This window comes from Staphylococcus sp. FSL K6-0223 (assembly GCF_038008285.1).
In genome coordinates, this window is record NZ_JBBOYX010000001.1 from 1,383,674 (window position 1) to 1,405,376 (window position 21,703).

Sequence of the window (21,703 nt, forward strand, 5' to 3'; positions counted from 1 at the left end):
TTAATATTCCAATGTTTTTTGTTACTTCCATTTAAATTTTGTGTAACTTTGATACTGATTTGTATTTACTTCAAGTATTAATGGGATTCGTTGTTTTAACTCACTCACATGAGAGATAATTCCTACCATCCGTCCAGATGTTTTTAAATTTAATAATGTATCAAGAGATGTTTCTAAAGTTTCTTGATCAAGTGTGCCAAATCCTTCATCGATAAACATTGATTCTAACGTTATCCCTCCAGATTCTTGTTGTACGACTTCACTTAATCCCAATGCTAGAGCCAGTGATGCTTGAAACGTTTCTCCTCCTGATAATGAACTAATATGTCTTGACTTATTAGAATATAAATCAAATACATCGATTTCTAATCCACTATATCCTTGTGATATTGATTCTCTTCGTTTAAGTTGATATCTTCGCCCGCTCATTATATCTAATCTAATATTTGCTTGATGTATAATTCTTTCTAAATAATAGATTAATACATAGTTTTCAAGCGATAATTTTTGATGATTCTTTCCTGATAAAACCTCAGATAAATTAAAAATTTGTTGCTGCTCTTTTAACTCTTCATCTAAATAGTGAATATGTTTTTCAATTTTTGCAAATTTTTCATCATTTTTCTTAATTTTATATTGTATTGATACAACATCATTAACATACTGATTATATTTTTCTTCGATATGTTCTTTTTGCATTTCAAGATTAGATATATCTTCAAGTTCTTTTTCACTTGTAAGACGTGTTAATCGTTCTATTTCAACGTTATATTTATGTTGTTCCTTATCGAAGTGATTAATTCTTTTTTCAATATGCTCTATATCTTGAAGTTCATGTTTTAATTTTTTTATTTCATCTTCATTTTCTAAACCTAATCGTTTCATTTCTTTTCGGATAGTTGTTGTAAAATAATCTAATTCGTTTTGTAGTTCTTTACTCGTAGTCAAATAATTATCAACACTATTTTTTTCTAAAGCTAGCGCATTTTGATATGATTGCATATTTTTATTAGTATCATCAACATGTTGATGATACTCATCAATCTCTTTTTGAAGACTTAAGTAATAATTTTTAAAAGTTTCAATACTTGAATATCCTGTGCTTATTTCAAAATCTTGAATTAAAGTTTGATTCTGACGTTTTTGAGAAGCTAATTTCTCTAATTTAAGTTCCTGCTGATGCTTCTCTTGCTGTAACGCATGAAATTGTTGTTGTAATTTATCTAACTTTTCTAATTGTTGTTGTAATTGTATTTTTTCAGACTTTGCACATTGTAACTTTTCTTTGATTTGGTCTAAATTAATCGATTCATACTCTATCTCTCCTAAATCTGATATGTTTTGAGAGAGTAATTCACACGTCGTTTCGCTTTTACTTAAATGCTGTTTTTTTTCATTAATTTCATCAGAAAGTTTATCAAGTAATTGATGATTTTGATTAATAGTTTCAAAATCAATATGCTGATTTAAAGATTCAACTTCATTTCCACATATTGGACATGTATCGCCAATACGTAACGCTGACTGTATTTCAATAATAAAGGTTTGTTTATCATTTAAATCAATATTACGTTTATCAATGCTTTCTAACTGTTGATTGAGTGTATCAATCTCATTTTTTAAATTTTGTATCTTTTTTGAATGTTGATGATATTGTTGTTTTAGGGAAACTTGCTTTTCATACTTATCTTTTAAACTTTGTTGTTCATCTAATTGTTTTTGTAATTGATATATTTGTTCAGTCAGCTCATCAATAGCTTTATTATCCACTTTATAGCTATCAATAGATTGACTCATTTTATGTCCTTTATTAATTAACTGCTCTTGCTCTTTCATCATTTCATTATAATTATGAATAATATGTTCTTGCTCTTCAAATGCTTGTTGATATTTATCCAATTGATGATAAAAAGGCTTCGATTGTTCTAAATTCTCACTTTTTAAGTGGTATGAGTCACTCATCTTGTTTAATTGTTTATGTTCTTTTTCAAGTATGTTTATTTTATTATTTATTTGCGATATTTTATTCTCAGTCTCTATTATTTTGGTTTTTATTATTTGATACTTCTCTTCTTTCAAACGTTGTTGATCATATAAATTAAATAGCATGCCAGTATCTTTTAATCGATTTAATTTTACTTTTAATGCTTGTATGTCTTCAATCTGTTCATCTAATTGATGTTTTAATTGGTGGTATTCTTCTAATTCAATCAGTTGTTGTTCTAACTTTTTATTTAAATCAATGCGTTTTATTATAGAATGTAATTGTTCTTTTTGCTCATTTTTTATATGTAGTCTTTGTTCTTCGAGTTGATGACCTATCGTTTTGAAGTTGGGAATAGCCTGCAATAATTCTTGAGTTTTTATATGATGGATTTGTTTCAATTGAATTAATTGCTCATCATCAAATGCGTCAATATCTTCCCATAGTAATTTAATTTGATCGTATCTTTTTTCAATTTGTTTTTTCTCTTCTTTCATTTCATTTTTGAGCAAATTTTGAATTTCCTCAAAACGTATACTATTAAATAAAGTTCTTAATATCCCCTGTTTATCTGTACTATTGGATACTAAAAATTTTTTAAATTCACCTTGTGGAAGAATAAATAACTGTCTAAATTGTTCAGCATTAACGCCTAGTAATGACTTAATATATTGATTTCCAGCACTGATTTTACTTTCTCTTAATTCATATGTTTCACTTTTAGAATCATATTCATACACATCTAGTTTTCCTGGTGTTTGACTAGTGTTTCCCTCTTTAGTAAAAGCACCTTGACGAATAATTTTGAAATATTTTTCATTAAGTTGAAATTCATATTCAACCCACATAGGAGATTTTGCCTCTGCAAAATGACTTCTTAATCCCGCTTCACTTCTGCCTTCTGTAGAAGCTTTTCCAAATAACGAAAATACAATTGCATCAAATATCATGGTTTTTCCCGAACCAGTTTTACCACTAATTAAAAAAAGCTGATCATTTTTAATTTGAGTAAAATCTATCTTTTCATGTAAGAATGGGCCAAAATTATTTAACGTTAATTTTATTGGTTTCATTTTAGACCTCCTTATTCGATACCAAAGTGATTAAATTATTTATTTTTTCTTCCTGATACTTGGTCATCTCATTATCTGTAATCATCTTATAAAATTGCTTAATAATAGTTTGGTCGTCTTGTTGTTGTATTTGTGTCTGATGTAAAGGCCCCTCATTTTCAAAAGTAATATTGCTAAGCGCAAGAGTATTGGGGAATAGTTGTTTTAAATGAATCATTGGATCACTAATATGCGACATATTTTTAAGTTTGAAATGTATATAATTATCTTTATTTTTAGGTTGAATATGTCCTTGAATCACTTCATCATACTCGCCCTCAACCACTTCAAGCTCTCTTAAAGGTTTAAGTTGCACAAATGATGTTGATAGTTCATTTTTATCTTGAACCACTAAACGTTTATATCCCTTAGGCTGGTTTATTTCTGAAAATGAATATTGTAACAGTGAACCAGAATAATCAATAATGTCATCTTTAATACTAAATGGATGATGTAAATGTCCTAATAACACTTTATCAAATACGTTAAAACATGATTTAGTAACACTTTCAACAGTCCCAATTGTTAAAGGTCTTTCTGAATCCGATGTTTTTCCTCCATTTATCGTTAAGTGACCAATTAAAATATTTATTTTCTCTTTATTCAAATTTTCTACTATATAATTAATACATTTTTCTGTTGCTTGTTGATAAGTTTGAATAGAAGCATCTTTAAAAAATTCTTTTACTTCACTAATAGTAGCAAATGGAAGTACATAGAAATGTACATCATTAAATTCGATAGGTTGATTCATATGTTTTAATTTTGTACGAATAAAGAGTTTGGAATGTTCAAACCATGAAGCTCCATAATTCAATCGTTCTTTACCATCGTGATTACCATTAGAAATAATCATAGGGATATTCATATCTATATTAATAGTATGAATAGCATTTTCAAAAAGATGAATAGTTTCTTTACTTGGATAAGTTGTATCATAAATATCCCCAGCAATCACAACTACATCAGGTTTCTCATCTTTTAAACATTGGATAAATTGTTCTAAAATAAATGATTGGTCTTCAAGAAATTGTTTTCCGTTAAGTATCTTTCCTAAATGCCAATCTCCAGTATGTATAATTTTCATAACATTCCCCTTACTTTTTTAAGCATTATACTTTAATTTTAAAAAAGAGCGAGATTGAATTCTCAATGAACTCACATACTCGCTCTATACTTCAATTCAATTTAATATCAAAAAATAATATTTTATTTAATTTTAGATAAGCTAATAATATTAATCTCTATTATGAGACTAAAGATTTTTTAACATTTTTATATTTATATAACATAGCTAAACGCCAAGGAACAATCATACTAAAGGCCAATAAAAAGAACATGCCTCCGATTTCTCCTGGATCAATAGAGCTACTAATAAATATTTTTATGATTGTTCTAATAATTAAAAGTGAAATTAAAATGATTGGAAACGCTTTTGATCGTTTCATATATACCTCAGCGCCTTGAACTTCAAAATGACTTGTCCAGATAAGTACAGATGAAAATATCACACCTAAAATGATAGATTCTAAAATTTCAGCCCCAGTTAATCTAAAATATGGAATAACATACATCAAAGCCCCTGTCGACATAAAGATAGGAGGTAAAATAATTTTCTTTTCATTTACAGGGAACTTTTGTGCTTTCATACGAATAACTATGACAACAATCCCCATAAACAATGCAAATACTATGGAAAAAACTAAATATGCCAAATTTACACCTTCTTATATTCACATAACTAAAAGTTTAATACTATTATACTTCTTAAATACTTCAACTAAAAATGTTTTACAACAAAAACAAAGGATTGTAAACCCTTATGGCATACAATCCTTTAATAACTATTATTTTTTTGAACTCTTCATGTTTTGATCCATGTTTTTGTTCATCATCGTCATCATTTGATTGATTTTCTTTTGAGACGGTTTTTGTCCCATTTGCATCATCATCATACGTAACATTTCTTCATTGATAGGTGGGTTTTTTTTCAAATAGTCCATCATATATTTTCTTGCTAAGAAGAAACCACCAACTAGTCCGATGATAAGTGCTACAATGATTAATAAAATTGCTAACCAAGTTGCCATTGTTTCACCCACTTTCTATATCCTACTGAATTTTACTAAATAACTACCTTGATTTCAAGAGTTAGTTTTAGAATAACACCTCTTCGCTTTTATATTAACAAACTGTTTAACACGAATACTAATATTTATAAATAACTTCATATAAAGTGCTATGCACAAAATAAAAAAGAGCAGGAAAGAACTCATTTTGAATTCATTCCCCGCTCTCTCTATGTTGACTAAATCATAATATTAAAAAGTGCGAATTTGATTTAAAATATTTTCTTTAGTAAAGCCATATTTTTCGACAACTAAGTCTCCTGGTGCACTTGCACCAAAACCATCGATTCCAATTACTTTACCTTCAGTGCCTACATATTTATGCCAACCGAGTGGTGAAGCCATTTCAATTGCAACACGTTTAGTTAATTCTTTTGGAATAACTGATTCTTTATACTCGTCTGTTTGTTGCTCAAAAGCGAACCAGTTTGGCATAGAAACGACTCTTACACCTTTACCTTGTTTATCTAAATCTTTAGCTACTTCAATAGCTAAGCTTACTTCTGAGCCAGTTGCTAGTAATAGATATTCAGGTTTAGTTTCAGTTTCAAATACAACATATGCACCTTTTCGTACGCCTTCTTCAACCGTTTCTTCATCTACATCTAAATAAGGAAGATTTTGACGAGTTAAAACTAGAGATGTTGGTGTTTGTTTAGATTCTAATGCAACTTCCCATGCTACTCTTGTTTCATTACCGTCTGCTGGACGAATGACGTTCATATTTGGAATAGCTCTTAAACCTGCTAACTGTTCAATCGGTTCGTGTGTTGGACCATCTTCACCTACAGCAATTGAATCATGTGTAAAGATAAATGTTGCATTCAATCCCATAATTGCAGATAAGCGTAATGCTGGTTTTAAGTAATCACTAAATACGAAGAATGTAGCACCATAAGGATGTAAACCTCCATGTGCTGCCATACCGTTTACTGCAGCACCCATAGCAAATTCTCTTACACCAAACCAAACATTTTTACCTTCTGGAGTATTAGGATTGTAATCTGTAGCTTCTTTAACATTTGATTTATTAGATCCTGCTAAATCTGCAGAACCACCAAAGAATGAAGGAACAGATTTACTAATTGCTTGAATGATTTCTCCAGAATCTGCACGAGTAGCTGCATTATGATCACTACTGAATTTTGGTAATTCATCTTTATAATTTTCAGGTAATTTACCACTGATTGCCAATTTAAATTCTTCAGCTAACTCTGGATATTTTTCTGTATATGTTTCTAATTTTTCTTTCCACTCATCTTCATGCTCATTTGCACGTTTTAGCATTGTTGTTTGGAAGATTTCATATACTTCTTCTGGAACATTGAAACTTTTTTCTGGATCTAATCCATATGCTTCAAATGTAAGTTTTCTTTCATCAGTACCAAGTGGCGCTCCGTGAACACCATTTGTACCGCTAACGTTTGGCGCGCCGTAACCAATAATTGTTTTAACTTCAATTAACGTAGGACCATTTTGCTGTTTAGCTTTAGTAATCGCATTATCAATTTCTTCTAAATTGTTGCCATCTTTTACTAAAATATGGTTCCATCCATAACTTTCAAAACGTTGTTTTACATCTTCTGAGAAAGATTTGTTAAGTTCACCATCAAGTGAAATATCATTTGAATCGTATAATACAATAAGTTTATCTAATTGATTATGTCCAGCAAATGAAGCTGCTTCATGAGAAATACCTTCCATTAAATCTCCATCTGAAGCCAACACGTAAGTATAATGATTTACAACGTTAATATCATCTTTATTAAATTTACCACCTAAATGCGCTTCAGCTAAAGCCATTCCCACAGACATAGCAAATCCTTGTCCTAATGGACCTGTTGTAACTTCAACACCATCTGTATGACGAAACTCAGGATGTCCAGGTGTTTTAGAACCCCATTGTCTGAACTGCTTTAATTCTTCTAATTCTAAGCTTCCAGAGACATGTAATAAACTATATAGTAAAGCAGAACCATGACCTGCAGATAATATAAATCTATCTCTGTTAAAGTAGTCTTTAGATTGTGGATTAAAGTTTAAGTGGCGAGTCCAAAGCGTGTAGGCCATTGGTGCAGCTCCCATAGGCAGACCAGGATGACCAGAATTTGCTTCTTCAATTGCATCAATACTTAATGCACGTATAGTATCAATAGCTAATTGGTCTTTTTCATTAAACATCTTACATACTTCCCTTCTAGAATTAATCATCTTTTTTATATTATAACTTAAAAATATAGTAAATGATAAGATTATAATGTTAATGATTAAAATGTTATTAACTATTGATCATTCTTTTTACTTTCTTGAATTTTTTTAAGTTTTTCCGGCGTTACATCGTTACCTTCTGGATCAATGACTTTGGTACTTTCAATTTGTTGTTTAAATCCTTCTCTAAAAGAATCTAAATATTGTTTACGCAACTTAGATTGCTCTTTTGCTTCAGCTTCTGTTAAACCTTGCTCTTTTTTCTTTTTTGCTAATTCATTAATTCTATCTATATTTAAATTATTATTTGACATGTCATCACACTTCCTATTCTTTTCTTTAATACATATAAAATACTTAATTAATATAACAAAAAGAGACATAGATAAAAAATCTAAGCATCATAAACTCTTTCTAAAATAAATGAAGTATTTTTATATAATACTTCATATTCCCATTTCTTAGAAGTAATAACTTTTTATCTATATCTCTTAAATATTTATTTAACTAAGGCGAACACTTTATAGTCTGTTTGTTCTGTATTATCGGGTATATCGTTCTTATAATCATCGTTTAAAATCGCTTTTTTAGGGATCGTATGATCGGTAATTTCGTACATGTGTTCCGTATGAGCGTTCTGATATAAGTTAGTAAAAAACACCAGAAAAACGATGCAAGATACTACTAGAACAATTATATTTTTAATGATATTACTAGTATAATTACTAAGCATTTATTTCCACTCCTAGAACATTTGTTTGTATAAATACTTTAACAGAACGAGTGTTCCTAGTCAATAGTATTACGAACAAATGTTTGTTTAAAAAATCAAAAAATGCTATACTATATTAAAATAAACTTAGGGAGTGCCTATATATGAGAGAGTTAACTAAAAGACAAAGTGAGATTTATGATTATATTAAACATGTTGTTCAAATAAAAGGTTATCCACCAAGTGTAAGAGAGATTGGTGAAGCTGTTGGTCTTGCTTCAAGTTCAACTGTGCATGGTCATTTATCTAGATTAGAAGAAAAAGGATATATTAGAAGAGATCCTACTAAACCTAGAGCAATTGAAATCGTGAGTGATCAAAATAATGATATGACTAGAGAAGAAACTATCTATGTTCCTGTTATCGGTAAAGTTACAGCTGGAGTTCCAATTACAGCAGTAGAGAATATAGAAGAATACTTTCCATTACCAGAACATTTAACATCCACACACAATAGTGATGTGTTTATTTTAAATGTTATCGGTGAAAGTATGATTGAAGCGGGTATTTTAGACGGAGATAAAGTAATTGTAAGAAGCCAAACTATTGCTGAAAATGGAGATATTATCGTAGCAATGACTGAAGATGATGAAGCTACTGTAAAACGTTTTTTTAAAGAAAAAAATCGATATCGTTTACAACCAGAAAATAGTGCTATGAGTCCTATTTACTTAGATAATGTAACAGTTATCGGTAAAGTTATTGGTCTTTATAGAGAATTGTAGTTTATCTCTTGTTTGTTACGTTAAAATCTCTTATATATATGTTTAATATACAAAAAACTAGAAGTGCCTAAGCACTTCTAGTTTTATTTTTTATTTAAAATCTCTTTAACTTTATCAAGTATATCTTTTTTCTTATTTTTCTTTGTAGGCATAATATCAACTTCCTTGCAAAAAGAACATACCCCTATATATTATAAATCAAACATTATCCAGCATAGTTTTCTGTCCAAAATGGTTGTCGCTTATTATTAAAATCTACACCTACACCTAATGTATTAACGTGTGTATTTAAAATATTTTCCCGATGTCCTAGAGAATTCATAAGTCCTTCGTGAGCATAAATACTACTTTGTTGACCATAAGCTAAATTTTCAGCAGCAGCATTAAATTGTATACCATCACGTTTCATTCTATCGAAAGGTGAATGACCATTTAAATCAGTATGCTCAAAATAATTATTTTTAACCATATCTTCACTATGTTTTCTTGCAGTATTAGATATTTTTTTAGAGTAATCCAATGTATTTAATCCGTGTTGTTTTCTTTCTGCATTAACTAAATCAAAGTTTTGATATTCAAAGCTTTTTTCTAGCGTTGTAGAAGGTGCACCATATTGCTTTTGTAATCGGTTTTCCATCGATTCACTCACTTGCAACAACCCTGTTAAGTTATTTTTATTATGTTTATCGTAAAATGCAGTTGTATAAATGTGATCTTTATAAAAAACATCATATTCATCATTTTTTACAACAAAACGATTACGTCCTTTTGCAATTTTATCTACTGGCTTACCAAGACGTTGTTCAACCACTTTTTTAGGGGTATTATATTTAATTTTAGATTTAGAAGTTATAATGTTTTGATTACTAAATAAAGCATTAACTTTATTATTAATATAACTTACCATTAAAAAATTTTGATAATCATCATTATAATAAGTGTACCATTTTGTACCATATTCATTTGAAGTCACTCTTTTTGGTCGCCCTATCTTATTTTCTACTTCCTTTTGTGACATATTTAATTGAATATTATTAACTGCGAATTCTTGTTTTTTTGGAACTTTAAGCACATTATTTTTATAGCTTGTATTTTCATTTAATAAAACTTCTACTTTATCTCTTACATTATTTTGCAAATGAATAAAAAACTGGTTTTCTTCGATGGGTTTTATAATGATAAATAACAGAAATATTGCAGTAAATAAAAGGAATTTTTTAATAACATTCACCTACTAAATATATATTAATCTCTATCACCATTAAAAATTGAGTTTCTTACAATAACATAGTCAACAGTAGTTAGTGATTTTAAATCTTTGCCGCCAGCATAGGAAATTGAACTTTGAAGATCTTGTTGCATTTCAACTAAGGTATCTTTTAATGAACCTTTATGTTCCACAAACATTTTCTTCCCTTCAACATTCTTATGTTCTCCTTTTTGGAATTCGGAAGCACTACCAAAATATTCTTTATAACGTTTACCATCTAACTCAACTGTTTTGCCAGGAGATTCTTCATGCGCTGCAAATAATGAACCAATCATAACCATAGTGGCTCCAAAACGAATAGATTTCGCGATATCACCATGTGTTCTAATACCTCCATCAGCAATAATTGGTTTACGTGCAGCTTTACTACAAATGTTTAATGCAGCTAATTGCCATCCTCCTGTACCAAATCCAGTTTTAATTTTAGTAATACACACTCGTCCTGGTCCTATACCAACTTTAGTAGCATCTGCACCAGCATTTTCTAATTCTCTTACTCCCTCAGGCGTTCCTACATTACCAGCAATAACAAATGATTGAGGAATATGTTTTTTAATATGTTTAATCATATTAATAACCGAATTAGCATGACCATGGGCGATATCAATTGTAATATATTCAGGTATTAAATGCTCAGTTTTTAATTTTTCTATAAATTCAAATTCAGTTTCCTTTACACCCACTGAAATAGAAGCGAAAAGTCCTTTATTTTGCATTTTTTTTATAAAAGGTATGCGACCTGCTTCATCAAAACGATGCATAATATAAAAATAATCATTTTCTGCAAACCATTCAGCTAAAGATTCATTCATAACTGTTTGCATATTAGCAGGAACCACTGGCAACTTAAAAGTTTTAGGTCCAAATTGTACAGTTGTATCACATTCAGATCTACTATTAACAATACATTTATTTGGAATTAATTGAATATCTTCATAATCAAAAATTTTCATACTTTAAATTTCCCCTATACATTAAAAATTAAAAAGACACTGTAGACATAAATAAAATATCTGACGCTTTAAAAAATCATTTATAACGTAATCTAGAGCGAGAAATCACCTTTTCCTCGCTCTTATTATTTATATCCTTATATACTTTACAATTTTTTAAATACAATGTAAATGGACTAAAGTATTAGTTTCAGTTACCAACTAGATTTTTTCACACCAGGAATTTGACCTTTATGAGCATGTTCTCGAAATGCAATTCTAGACATTTCAAATTTTCTCATTACACCTCTTGGGCGTCCTGTAACTTTGCATCTTCTTGTTAAACGAGTTGGAGATGAATCTCTTGGCAATTTTTTTAATGCTTTATAATCTCCTTTTTCTTTCAGTTCTTTACGTAATTCATAATATTGATTTACTAATTTTTCTCTTTTTAATTCTTTAGCTATTTTAGATTTTTTAGCCATATAATATCTCCTTTTTACAAATCGTAATAATTACGTTTTATATCTTAACATACTTTTAAAAAATTACAAAGACAATTATTTTAAAATTAAAAGACTCACACATGTTATTCATCTTAAACATGTATGAGTCTATAATAGTTTATCTTTTTGTCGTATTTAAAAGATAAGGAATTATTTAGTTTCACGGTGTAGCGTGTATTTATTTAATCTTGGGCAATATTTTTTCATTTCAATACGCTCAGGGTTATTACGTTTATTTTTTGTTGTAATATAATTACGATCGCCACATTCAGTGCAAGCTAAAGTTACATTAACGCGCATCAATAACATCCTTTCTTGTTATATATAATTAGGAATTCTTACGATTTAAAATTCTATCATATCCTTTATTTTTACGCAATAAGTTTCTTTTAATTTAATCAGTTTCCTTCTACGTACCAAAAACTAATCGTTTTAAAAAATCAGAAAATTTAAAATTTTTAAAACAAATTGTTCAAAAGTTATTGAATACTTGACCTAAAACGATTAAAATGATTTGTATATTTTAAATTTTAATTTAGGAGATATTATATGGAAGATAACAATATGAAACGCGGTCTTAAGTCAAGACACATATCTATGATTGCTATCGGAGGCGCAATAGGTACTGGACTTTTTGTTGCTACAGGTAGTGTCGTTTCTCAGGCAGGACCTGGAGGAGCTATCTTAGCTTATTTATTGATAGGAATCATGCTTTATTTTTTAATGTCGTCTATTGGAGAACTTGCTACATTTTATCCTGTATCTGGTTCGTTTAGTTCATATGCTACCCGTTTCATTGATCCGTCTATCGGTTTTACAATGGGATGGTTGTATTACATTCTATGGTCTTTAGTATCAAGCGTTGATGTAATGGTAGCTTCTAATGTTTTATTTTATTGGGATGTATTTAAAATTTTCAGTCCTCTGGTATGGAGTTTAATTTTTATAACGATTATATTCCTATTAAATATCTTTACTGTTAAAGCATTTGGCGAAACAGAATTTTGGTTATCATTAATTAAAGTAATCACAATTATTGTATTTATTGTTGTTGGTATATTAATGATTTTTGGTATTCTTGGTGGACATACATATGGATTCGAGAATTATACCAAAGGTGAAGCACCTTTTGTAGGTGGTTTATCTGGTTTCTTAGCAGTATTACTTGTAGCAGGATTTTCTGTGGGTGGTACGGAAGTTGTAGCTGTCACTGCAGGTGAATCTGATAATCCTGAAAAAACTATGCCAAGGGCTGTTAAGCAAGTATTTTGGAGAATTTTATTGTTTTATGTTTTATCTATTGTCGTCATTGCAGCTATTATTCCTTATACTGATCCTTTATTATTAAATAAAAATCAATCGGTATCTCAAAGTCCATTTACTATAGTTTTCGATCGAATCGGTATAGCATTTGCAGCATCAATTATTAATGCTGTCATTCTTACATCGTTACTATCTGCAGCGAATTCTGGAATGTATACAACAAGTAGAATGCTTTTCTCTTTGAGTGATGAAAAGCAAGCACCAAAGTTTTTAAGTAAATTAAATAATAAAACGAAATTACCGATGCGTTCAATAGTCACTACTTACATTTTAGTAGTAGCAATTATTATTCTAGCTAATTTCTATGCTAATGCAGTATTTAGCTTGTTAAATATCATTGGCTCTTTAGTAATTATTGTATGGGCAATAAGTGCATGGGCTCAAATACGTTTACGTAGAGGGATTAAACGTCAAGGCAAAAATATTAACACATTATTGCCTTACAAATCACCACTTTTCCCTCTAGGCCCTATCATTGTGTTTGCTACATTAATTTTCTTATACCTTGGTAATTCTATCGGTGATTTATTTAATGGTAATATAGGCGATTTTTTTGTTAATATCATGCCTTTAATTGTCTTAGCAATTATCTTTATCGTGCATAAATTGATTCGTAAAACTAAATTTGTAAAATTAGATCACATGGATCTTACAACCCATCATTATCATGATTAATATCATCGTTTATTTAGGAGTAGAATTAAATACAATTCTACTCCTATTTTTATTACTAAACATAATATGTATATTTTCTAATAGTCGTTTATTTTGTATAATGAGTATAACGATAACGACTTAGAGGTGACTGAGTATGGTAGGTCAAACAAATTTATTTGATGACGTAATAAAGAGTGATGAACGTTTTGTTATTGTCGTACAATCTTTAGAAGAAAGAAATGGACAATTACTGAAACGTACATTGCGTGAGTATCCTAGTCTAACTCATGATCAAATGGAAAACTTATTTACACACTTAAAAGATGTATTTCGAGATGAGCCATTTCACGTTAACCAATCTGCATATACAATAACAGTATATACAAATTTAGATTATGCAGCTGATCAAGTATATGCTCATGTAAAAAGAAATAAAGGTAAACATGACTGGACACATACTGCTAAATAATTAGTTATGATAATAAAAAAGAGGAAGCGAAACATGATTCAATACGAATTCATTCCGCTTCCTTTTTAATTTATATAAATGTTTTATAGCAATTCTTTAAGCGCTACTGGTATACCATTAGAATCATTATCTAATGTAACTTTATCTGCAATTTTTTTTAATTCTTCACTCGCATTTCCCATTGCTACAGCATATCCTACAACTTTAAACATTGATTGGTCATTGAGGCTATCTCCAAAACAAATCACTTCTGATAATGAAATATTTAACTTTTCGCATAAAGCTTTAATTGCATTACCTTTAGAAACATCTTTAGCCATGAATTCCAGGAAGAAAGGTTTGCTCGTCGTCACATCAATATCAGAATTAAATGTTCCATTTAATTCGTTACGTGCTTTTGAAATATTTTCTTCATAATCAACGCCCATTGTTTTAGGTACATCAGACTGAATATACGCTTTAATATCATCCACTTGTTTCATAGGTAGACCAGTTAATTCTGATTCAATTTTACGATATTCATGTTCTGTATCAAAGATAATTTGTCCGTCTTGATACGTTAATGTTAAAAAGCCTTTTTTACGACAATAGTCTGTAATTTTATCAAAATGATCTTTAGTTACACTTTTACTTACTTCAATTTCTTCTGTTTTAGCGTTAATTGTTTTACCGCCATTATAACTAATGATATAGCTTTGATAATGATCTAACTTTAATTCTTTAGCTACTGGAATCATTCCTTCAGTTGGTCTTCCAGAAGCTAAAACAATTTTATATCCTTCTTCTTGTAGTTGAATTAAATAGTCTTTGGTTTCAGGACTAACTACATTATCACTTGTCATTAAAGTGTCATCCATATCCATAACAATCATTTTATAGTTACTCATTTCTTAGTTGCTCTCCTTTCATTTTTGCTCTTATCTATTTTACAATAATTTTATGAAGGATACACAACTTCTTCAATAACACCTACATTATTAATTGTTGCATGTTCAGAATCGCAAGTTGTTATTTCTGATTTTAATGTTCTAACAAGTTCTCCACTTTTTTCTTTACGACTCAATGTCAATATCGTTGGACCTGCTCCACTAATCACTGTAGCATAAGCATCATATTTTTGGGATAGTACTTTTACTTTTTCAAATTCAGGAATCAAGTGTTGACGATAAGGTTCATGAAAACCATCTTGTGTCATCATTTTTCCGGCAAGGTCATAATTATGTTGAATTAATGCACAAATCATTGTATTGCTAATCGCACTATTTTGAACTGCCTTCTCATGAGAATAATTATCTGGAAGTACCCTACGTGAGTCTTCTGTTTTGAGTTCATATGTTGGGATAGTAAGAATTACTTCTACATCAGGTATATCAATATGTGCCACATTTGTCTCTTTGGTTTCAGGATTATAATATCCTGCGAGTAATCCACCATAAATTGTAGGTGCTACATTATCAGGGTGCCCTTCTATTTCAGTAGCTAGTTGTAGTAATTCATACTTAGATAATTGAATATTACCGAAGTAGTTAGCGATATATAATGCTCCAACTAAAGCGGATGCAGATGATCCTAACCCTCTTGCTAATGGAATTTCACTTCTCATCGACACTTTTAAATTAGGTAAAGTTACATTATATTTTTCAGCTACTTGTTGTGCAACTTTATAGACATAATTACTTTTACCTTTCGGTAATGAGTCTAACTCTTCATTTAAATATTTAAATTCCCAGTTACTGCCTTCCGCTTCCTCAACATATAGGTATAAATATTTATTAATTGCCATACCAATAGAATCAAATCCTACTCCTAAGTTAGCAGTTGATGCAGGTATTTTCAGGTGAAGTGATGGCTTCATATTAAAGTGTTCCTTTAATATAATTGATAATACTTTCTTTATTGTTTGGAAGCGGTTGAATTGGATTATCTAAAATTGAGATAGCAGTGTCTGGATCTTTTAATCCATTACCAGTTAATATTGCTACTACTTTTTTACCTTTCGGCAATTTTCCTGCACGTTGTAATTTGATTAAACCAGCAATTGAAGCATTACTTGCTGGTTCACTAAATACGCCTTCTTTAGATGTCATTAATTGATATGCTTCTAAAATTTCATCATCAGTCACACTATCAATGAGGCCATTTGATTCTTCTAACGCAACAGTTGCTTTTTTCCAACTTGCTGGATTACCGATACGGATTGCTGTAGCGATTGTTTCAGGATTTTTAATGACTTTATTTTGAACAATTGGTGAGGCTCCTTCTGCTTGGAAACCAAATAATTGAGGAAGTTGACTTCCTTTTTTCTCATGATACTCTTTAAAGCCTTTCCAATAAGCAGTAATGTTTCCTGCGTTTCCTACTGGGATTGCTAGAACATCTGGAGCTTCTTCTAATTGTTCGACAATTTCAAATGCACCTGTTTTTTGTCCTTCTATTCTAAATGGATTAACAGAATTTACTAATTCAATATCATCATCATTTTGTGCAATCTCTTTAACGATTTCTAATGCTTCATCGAAGTTACCTTCAATTGAGACAATTTCTGCACCATACATGACCGCTTGCGAAAGTTTACCTAAAGCAATCTTTCCTTCGGGAATCACTACAATTGCTTTTAAACCTGCACGTGCAGCATAAGCTGCTGCTGAGGCAGAGGTGTTTCCTGTTGAAGCACAAATCACCACTTTTTTACCTTGTTCTTTCGCTTTTGTTACAGCCATTACCATTCCTCTATCTTTAAAAGAACCGGTTGGATTAGCACCCTCATATTTAACATATAAATCAATATCTAGCATTTCTGATATATTAGCACAGTGAATCAGTGGTGTATGTCCTTCATTTAAAGTAAGTTTAGGTGTATCTTCATTCACCGGTAAATAATCTTTAAATTCTTCTACTAAACCTTGCCATCTTTTCATAATTATTAAACTCCTTCAACTGGATAAATTTTTTCAATGTTGTAATTTGCTTTACTAAGTAGTGATTCAGGTGATTGGTCTAATCCGGTAACCACAACTCCATAAGAACTAGAATCACGTTGTTCTATTTGAAGTGATTTGTGGAATGGTAAATCTGATTTAAGTTGATCTTTAAGTTTATCAATTGATTCATCACTATGAATGACAACATAGTAATTTAATTTTTCTCCAATAGCAATTGCGTCACCATTATCCATTAATTCTCGAGTTTTATTTGTTTTTAATTCGAAATGAGGTGGAAGTGTATGTAAATTTGATTCAAAGAAGAGTGCTACATTTAATAAATCACTCACTACTGCACTACCAGTAGCTAAGCTACCTGCTCCTTTACCATAAAACATTGTATCCCCTACAGCATCTCCAATAACGTAAATTGCATTGTATTCATTTTCTACTGCTGCAAGCTGATGTGATTTATGTATTAAGGTTGGTTCAACGGATGCATTAACTTCTCTATGATGATATGTACTTTTACCAATCAATTTAATCTTATAACCTAATTTGTCAGCTACATTAATATCAGATAATGTTGTTTTACTGATACCTTTTACTTTCACATCATTTAACTTAATTACTTGGTTAAATGATAAATAAGACGTAATCACTACTTTTCTAGCTGCATCAATACCTTCTACATCATCAGTAGGATCTGCTTCAGCAAATCCTAATCTTTGTGCTTCAGCAAGTGCATCTTCAAATGAAGTTTGTTCTCTCGTCATTTTTGAAAGAATAAAATTTGACGTACCATTTAAAATTCCCATAAATTTAGAGATATTATTAGCATTTAACCCATTATTAATCGCGTTAACAATGGGAATACCACCTGCAACACTTGCTTCAAATTTTAAGGCTACGCCTTGTTGTTCTGCTAGGTTCTCTAGTAATTCTAAATGCACAGCAAGTAGATCTTTGTTTGCTGTAATGACATGTTTTTTTCTTTTTAAAGATTCTCTTAACCAATCAACAGTTGGTTCAATTCCTCCCATTACTTCTATAACGATATCAATATCATCATCGTTTAAAATTTCATTAATGTCTTCTGTTAAATGATATTGACTAATATTAATAGGTCTTTTTTTAGTGGTATCTCTTACTAAAATATGTTTAATAACAATATCTTTATTTAGAGTATCTTTAATCTGTTGTCGATTTTCTTCAATAATTTTTACTACACCTGAGCCTACTGTTCCTAACCCTAGTAACGCGACGTTTAATTCCTTCATAATTTTTATCTTCCTCCCATTTGTATTATTGAGAAGTACAATTGTTTTATTGAAAAACACTTAAATTTATTATACTATTAAATCAAATTAATTGAATAGGACTTTTAAAAGAAAAAGTGAATATGTAGATATATATTATCATGTAGTATCAGGAAATTAAATAGAATTTTCTGATTTTTTAGAAAGGTTGGTAAATTTTATGAAAGTTGCTAAGTTTGGTGGAAGTTCAGTTTCAAATGCAACACAAATTAAAAAAGTCCTAAATATTGTCAATGATGACCCAGACAGAAAAATTATTATTGTATCTGCACCTGGTAAAAGACATAAGAATGATGTTAAAACGACTGACTTACTTATTCGTTTATATGAAAAAGTAATCAATCAATTGGATTATCAAGATAAAAAAAGAGAGATTATTCAACGTTATGCAGATATTTTAGAAGAATTACATATGGAGTCTACACTCTTAGAAACAATAGATGAAACACTTGAAACAATCATTAAACAATTAAACGATAAGCATGATCGTTTATACGATGCATTGTTATCATGTGGTGAGAATTTTAATGCTCAACTTATCGCTAAATACAACGATTCACAAGGCATTAAAACAACATATCTCTCACCAAAAGATGCTGGTATCTTAGTAACTGACTTACCACAACAAGCACAAATTTTAGAAGACGCTTATGATAAAATTTATAAATTAAGAGAAATTGAAGGAAAAATTATTATCCCAGGTTTCTTTGGTGTTTCTAAACATAACTATGTTGTTACATTTCCGAGAGGCGGTTCGGATATCACAGGTGCAATCATAGCGCGTGGTATTAAAGCATCATTATATGAGAATTTTACAGATGTCTCTGGTATTTTTAAGGCAAATCCAAATGTAATTGAAAATCCTGAACTTATTGAAGAAATTACATATAGAGAAATGCGTGAGTTATCATATGCCGGCTTTAGTGTATTTCACGATGAAGCATTACAGCCTTTATATAAACATAGAATACCCGTAGTCATAAAAAACACAAATCATCCAGAGGACAAAGGAACCTTTATTCGCCATGATCGTGAAGTCACAGATAAAAATCAAATTATTGGCATTAGTTGCGATAAAGATTTCACAGTTATAAATATTAAGAAATACTTAATGAATAGACAAATAGGTTTTACAAGAAGAATTTTAGAAATATTAGAAAACTATCATATCTCTTTCGATCATATGCCATCAGGTATTGATAATATTAGTATTATAATGCGTTCTAATCAAATTAAAAATAAAGAGAATGAAGTATTGAGTGCGATTAGAAAAAAATGTGATATTGATGAATTAAGCATTGACCATGACCTTGCCATCTTAATGATTGTCGGTGAAGGAATGACTCAATCTGTCGGAACTGCTAACAAAATCACACATGCTCTAGCAGAATCAAATATCAACCTAAAAATGATTAATCAGGGTGCTTCTGAAATTTCTATGATGTTTGGTATTTCAAGAGAAAATGCAGATAAAGCTGTGTTATCAACTTATGAGTATTGCTATCATGGTGTATGCTTAAAAAATTTATGTCCTAAATAACAATTACATAAAAAAATCTGAGACATCTATTTTGTCTCAGATTTTTTATATTAAACTTTTTGTGTAAGTGCTTTTTTAATTTTATGCTCTCCCACTACCATTTTTAAAATCACAAATTGATAATAGCTTAGAGCATCTAAAACTGACTTATAATTGGCTTCTGAATTGTTTTGTTGATAATCTAGTAAATCATACATTAATACGATTTCAGGTTTGATATAATCGACATCCCAGGTTAATGAATGAAAATAAATACTATTTTTAGGTAATCGGATATTACTGTTTAGTCTAAATATCCATTCCTCATTTATAACATCATAAATAAAAATACTTAAAATAACTTTATCATTATTAACAACGTTTATATGAGAAATAGATGGAATATCTAAATTATCTTTATCCATGTTATGATTGGACGTATCATAATATTTAAATGTATAACTTGAAGGAATAACTTTTAAAACCTCTACTATTCGTTTTCTTTCTACACAAATATCGACTTTCGAAGGTAATTCAAAAAGTTCATTTAAAAATAGTTGAATAGCAACTTCACCGTGAAATTTGAATGCTGTACGGCATTGATTTTTTAATATTCCAACTAGTTCTTCTACATGATTTTGGTGATGAGACATACAACTGTCCTCCTTAAAGGAAACGCTTTCATAAGTTAATTATACAGACACAATTTAATGTTTTCAATTTTTAATTTGTGAAAAATTTGTAAATCTTCTAACTCTTCTTTAGGGTGTGAGATATAATTTTACACAATTTTATATTTATAATAATGAATAAATTATATCCTGTTATTATGTTCTTTTTCAACTTAAATTATCATTTTTTGTTTATTGAACAATAAATATATTTTATTTATAATTAATTATTGATTTCTATAGAAAATTAATTTAATCATTAATCTTCTAATTTACAAATATTAAATAGGAGGTGAGCATATGACACATACGATTATTCTAATTATTATTATTGTTATTCTTATACTTGCATTTGTACTCAATCAAAGATACATGCAAGATAGAATAGATACTGAAGTTTACGCTAAAAATCAAATGGTCTCTAAAAATTCTTTACTCAGTAAAGAAAATTTAGAACTTAAAAATAAAATATTAAGTTCTAATAACGAGATTAGTCCTCATTCCAAACGTAATGCTAAACGTGAATTACAAGATATCTTAGACCGTTTTAAAGCTTTAGGAAAATTAAAATATTATAATATTATTACGACTAGTAATTTAGCTACTAAACATCCACTGTTTGAGTATGCAAGAACATTTGACTATATAGTTGTGTCTGACGTAGGTCTTATTAATATTGACGTTAAAAGTTGGAAACAAAAAACATTTTATCATTTTGATTTACCTACTTCTGATCACTTAGAGGGTGATAATCAAAGTGTAGAACAAATTGTAGGGCATTATATTAGTAAACAATATCATAGTCAATTTGATTCAAATCGTAATGAAATATATACTTTTATTGAAAAAATTCAAAACAATCGAGTTATCTATGAGTTTTATCAACATGACCCTTATGAACAAGCCGCTATTAACGCAAAAATCTTAAAAGATGGCATTGAAAAATATTTTAATCATAAAGTTCAAAGTATTGGTGTCATTTATTTTAGTGATGGTAGTGTTAATATAATTGAAGGTGCTGAAGAAAGAGAAAAATATATTGATACAGTATCCACTAAATCTTCTTTAGAATCTGTTATTAATAATGCTATTGAATTATCTAAACACCCTCTATCTGAAACTCAAGTTAATACTATTGTTGAAAACTTTCATAACTAAAAAATGAGTATGGGAGAACATTCGTCAA

Annotated in this window: 21 protein-coding genes; 5 read left to right on the forward strand and 16 right to left on the reverse strand. The window is 29.6% G+C overall.

Going from position 1 to position 21,703, the window contains the following annotated elements; all coding sequences use genetic code 11:
• Positions 1–21: 21 nt before the first annotated feature.
• From sbcC to sosA, 7 genes are all read right to left on the reverse strand, one after another.
• Positions 22–3,057 (reverse strand): exonuclease subunit SbcC, encoded by a 3,036-nt coding sequence (gene sbcC / locus MHI13_RS06845; protein ID WP_054105479.1) that lies wholly within the window; start codon positions 3,055–3,057, stop codon positions 22–24.
• Position 3,058: 1 nt separating this feature from the next.
• On the reverse strand, positions 3,059–4,183 hold the full coding sequence (sbcD, locus tag MHI13_RS06850; protein WP_017174667.1) for an exonuclease subunit SbcD: 1,125 nt from the start codon (positions 4,181–4,183) through the stop codon (positions 3,059–3,061).
• Between the two features lie 160 nt (positions 4,184–4,343).
• Complete coding sequence (locus MHI13_RS06855) at positions 4,344–4,811, reverse strand: CcdC family protein (protein ID WP_002449105.1); 468 nt, start codon at positions 4,809–4,811, stop codon at positions 4,344–4,346.
• A gap of 132 nt (positions 4,812–4,943) precedes the next feature.
• Positions 4,944–5,186, reverse strand: coding sequence for a YneF family protein (locus MHI13_RS06860; protein WP_037541068.1), 243 nt, complete (start codon positions 5,184–5,186; stop codon positions 4,944–4,946).
• Positions 5,187–5,417: 231 nt separating this feature from the next.
• A complete protein-coding gene (tkt, locus tag MHI13_RS06865; RefSeq protein ID WP_340761036.1) occupies positions 5,418–7,406 on the reverse strand; it encodes a transketolase in 1,989 nt (662 codons plus the stop codon).
• Between the two features lie 101 nt (positions 7,407–7,507).
• On the reverse strand, positions 7,508–7,747 hold the full coding sequence (locus MHI13_RS06870) for a DUF896 domain-containing protein (RefSeq protein ID WP_017174665.1): 240 nt from the start codon (positions 7,745–7,747) through the stop codon (positions 7,508–7,510).
• 185 nt (positions 7,748–7,932) lie between these two features.
• Positions 7,933–8,166, reverse strand: coding sequence for a DNA damage-induced cell division inhibitor SosA (gene sosA, locus MHI13_RS06875; RefSeq protein WP_017174664.1), 234 nt, complete (start codon positions 8,164–8,166; stop codon positions 7,933–7,935).
• Between the two features lie 143 nt (positions 8,167–8,309).
• On the opposite strand from sosA, the gene lexA reads away from it, so the two are divergent.
• Positions 8,310–8,930: a transcriptional repressor LexA gene (gene lexA / locus MHI13_RS06880; protein WP_002449099.1), complete on the forward strand. Its 621-nt coding sequence runs from the start codon at positions 8,310–8,312 to the stop codon at positions 8,928–8,930.
• A 205-nt stretch (positions 8,931–9,135) separates the two neighbouring features.
• Here the strand turns inward: lexA and MHI13_RS06885 are convergent, their stop codons facing one another.
• From MHI13_RS06885 to rpmG, 4 genes are all read right to left on the reverse strand, one after another.
• Positions 9,136–10,161, reverse strand: a complete 1,026-nt coding sequence (locus tag MHI13_RS06885) for a CAP domain-containing protein (RefSeq protein WP_054105477.1) — start codon at positions 10,159–10,161, stop codon at positions 9,136–9,138.
• Between the two features lie 14 nt (positions 10,162–10,175).
• On the reverse strand, positions 10,176–11,153 hold the full coding sequence (guaC, locus tag MHI13_RS06890; RefSeq protein ID WP_017174662.1) for a GMP reductase: 978 nt from the start codon (positions 11,151–11,153) through the stop codon (positions 10,176–10,178).
• Positions 11,154–11,347: 194 nt separating this feature from the next.
• The gene (gene rpsN, locus MHI13_RS06895) at positions 11,348–11,617 is read right to left on the reverse strand and encodes a 30S ribosomal protein S14 (RefSeq protein ID WP_002449108.1); all 270 of its coding nucleotides are present in this window, start codon (positions 11,615–11,617) and stop codon (positions 11,348–11,350) included.
• A gap of 171 nt (positions 11,618–11,788) precedes the next feature.
• Entirely contained in the window at positions 11,789–11,938 is a 150-nt protein-coding gene (gene rpmG, locus MHI13_RS06900) for a 50S ribosomal protein L33 (RefSeq protein ID WP_001265708.1), read from the reverse strand.
• A 249-nt stretch (positions 11,939–12,187) separates the two neighbouring features.
• Here rpmG and MHI13_RS06905 point away from each other — a divergent pair, with 249 nt between their 5' ends.
• Both MHI13_RS06905 and MHI13_RS06910 read left to right on the forward strand, forming a co-directional pair.
• A complete protein-coding gene (locus MHI13_RS06905; protein ID WP_054105476.1) occupies positions 12,188–13,636 on the forward strand; it encodes an amino acid permease in 1,449 nt (482 codons plus the stop codon).
• A gap of 136 nt (positions 13,637–13,772) precedes the next feature.
• Positions 13,773–14,087 carry a hypothetical protein gene (locus MHI13_RS06910; RefSeq protein ID WP_017174660.1) on the forward strand — a complete coding sequence of 105 codons (315 nt, stop codon included), beginning with the start codon at positions 13,773–13,775 and terminating at the stop codon, positions 14,085–14,087.
• Between the two features lie 83 nt (positions 14,088–14,170).
• On the opposite strand, the gene MHI13_RS06915 is transcribed toward MHI13_RS06910, so the two are convergent.
• Genes MHI13_RS06915 through MHI13_RS06930 form a run of 4 tightly spaced genes read right to left on the reverse strand, consistent with a single transcriptional unit; the run spans position 14,171 to position 18,288 of the window.
• A complete protein-coding gene (locus MHI13_RS06915; protein WP_017174659.1) occupies positions 14,171–14,974 on the reverse strand; it encodes a Cof-type HAD-IIB family hydrolase in 804 nt (267 codons plus the stop codon).
• Between the two features lie 50 nt (positions 14,975–15,024).
• A complete protein-coding gene (thrB, locus tag MHI13_RS06920) occupies positions 15,025–15,942 on the reverse strand; it encodes a homoserine kinase (protein ID WP_054105475.1) in 918 nt (305 codons plus the stop codon).
• Between the two features lies 1 nt (position 15,943).
• Complete coding sequence (gene thrC / locus MHI13_RS06925; RefSeq protein ID WP_017174657.1) at positions 15,944–17,005, reverse strand: threonine synthase; 1,062 nt, start codon at positions 17,003–17,005, stop codon at positions 15,944–15,946.
• Positions 17,006–17,010: 5 nt separating this feature from the next.
• Positions 17,011–18,288 carry a homoserine dehydrogenase gene (locus tag MHI13_RS06930; RefSeq protein WP_054105474.1) on the reverse strand — a complete coding sequence of 426 codons (1,278 nt, stop codon included), beginning with the start codon at positions 18,286–18,288 and terminating at the stop codon, positions 17,011–17,013.
• 199 nt (positions 18,289–18,487) lie between these two features.
• Between MHI13_RS06930 and MHI13_RS06935 the strand changes: the two genes are divergently transcribed.
• Positions 18,488–19,867: an aspartate kinase gene (locus MHI13_RS06935; RefSeq protein WP_019835493.1), complete on the forward strand. Its 1,380-nt coding sequence runs from the start codon at positions 18,488–18,490 to the stop codon at positions 19,865–19,867.
• A gap of 50 nt (positions 19,868–19,917) precedes the next feature.
• Here the strand turns inward: MHI13_RS06935 and MHI13_RS06940 are convergent, their stop codons facing one another.
• Complete coding sequence (locus MHI13_RS06940; protein WP_049419846.1) at positions 19,918–20,499, reverse strand: hypothetical protein; 582 nt, start codon at positions 20,497–20,499, stop codon at positions 19,918–19,920.
• Positions 20,500–20,817: 318 nt separating this feature from the next.
• Here MHI13_RS06940 and MHI13_RS06945 point away from each other — a divergent pair, with 318 nt between their 5' ends.
• Positions 20,818–21,675 (forward strand): hypothetical protein, encoded by an 858-nt coding sequence (locus MHI13_RS06945; RefSeq protein ID WP_017174653.1) that lies wholly within the window; start codon positions 20,818–20,820, stop codon positions 21,673–21,675.
• Positions 21,676–21,703: the final 28 nt, after the last annotated feature.

Bases quoted from the DNA above. Each gene is read 5' to 3' on its own strand.
- sbcC (WP_054105479.1), bottom strand. From the start codon at position 3,057: ATGAAACCAATAAAATTAACGTTAAATAATTTTGGCCCATTCTTACAT.
- sbcD (WP_017174667.1), bottom strand. From the start codon at position 4,183: ATGAAAATTATACATACTGGAGATTGGCATTTAGGAAAGATACTTAAC.
- MHI13_RS06860 (WP_037541068.1), bottom strand. From the start codon at position 5,186: ATGGCAACTTGGTTAGCAATTTTATTAATCATTGTAGCACTTATCATC.
- tkt (WP_340761036.1), bottom strand. From the start codon at position 7,406: ATGTTTAATGAAAAAGACCAATTAGCTATTGATACTATACGTGCATTA.
- MHI13_RS06870 (WP_017174665.1), bottom strand. From the start codon at position 7,747: ATGTCAAATAATAATTTAAATATAGATAGAATTAATGAATTAGCAAAA.
- sosA (WP_017174664.1), bottom strand. From the start codon at position 8,166: ATGCTTAGTAATTATACTAGTAATATCATTAAAAATATAATTGTTCTA.
- lexA (WP_002449099.1), top strand. From the start codon at position 8,310: ATGAGAGAGTTAACTAAAAGACAAAGTGAGATTTATGATTATATTAAA.
- guaC (WP_017174662.1), bottom strand. From the start codon at position 11,153: ATGAAAATTTTTGATTATGAAGATATTCAATTAATTCCAAATAAATGT.
- rpsN (WP_002449108.1), bottom strand. From the start codon at position 11,617: ATGGCTAAAAAATCTAAAATAGCTAAAGAATTAAAAAGAGAAAAATTA.
- rpmG (WP_001265708.1), bottom strand. From the start codon at position 11,938: ATGCGCGTTAATGTAACTTTAGCTTGCACTGAATGTGGCGATCGTAAT.
- MHI13_RS06905 (WP_054105476.1), top strand. From the start codon at position 12,188: ATGGAAGATAACAATATGAAACGCGGTCTTAAGTCAAGACACATATCT.
- MHI13_RS06910 (WP_017174660.1), top strand. From the start codon at position 13,773: ATGGTAGGTCAAACAAATTTATTTGATGACGTAATAAAGAGTGATGAA.
- MHI13_RS06915 (WP_017174659.1), bottom strand. From the start codon at position 14,974: ATGAGTAACTATAAAATGATTGTTATGGATATGGATGACACTTTAATG.
- thrB (WP_054105475.1), bottom strand. From the start codon at position 15,942: ATGAAGCCATCACTTCACCTGAAAATACCTGCATCAACTGCTAACTTA.
- thrC (WP_017174657.1), bottom strand. From the start codon at position 17,005: ATGAAAAGATGGCAAGGTTTAGTAGAAGAATTTAAAGATTATTTACCG.
- MHI13_RS06930 (WP_054105474.1), bottom strand. From the start codon at position 18,288: ATGAAGGAATTAAACGTCGCGTTACTAGGGTTAGGAACAGTAGGCTCA.
- MHI13_RS06935 (WP_019835493.1), top strand. From the start codon at position 18,488: ATGAAAGTTGCTAAGTTTGGTGGAAGTTCAGTTTCAAATGCAACACAA.
- MHI13_RS06940 (WP_049419846.1), bottom strand. From the start codon at position 20,499: ATGTCTCATCACCAAAATCATGTAGAAGAACTAGTTGGAATATTAAAA.
- MHI13_RS06945 (WP_017174653.1), top strand. From the start codon at position 20,818: ATGACACATACGATTATTCTAATTATTATTATTGTTATTCTTATACTT.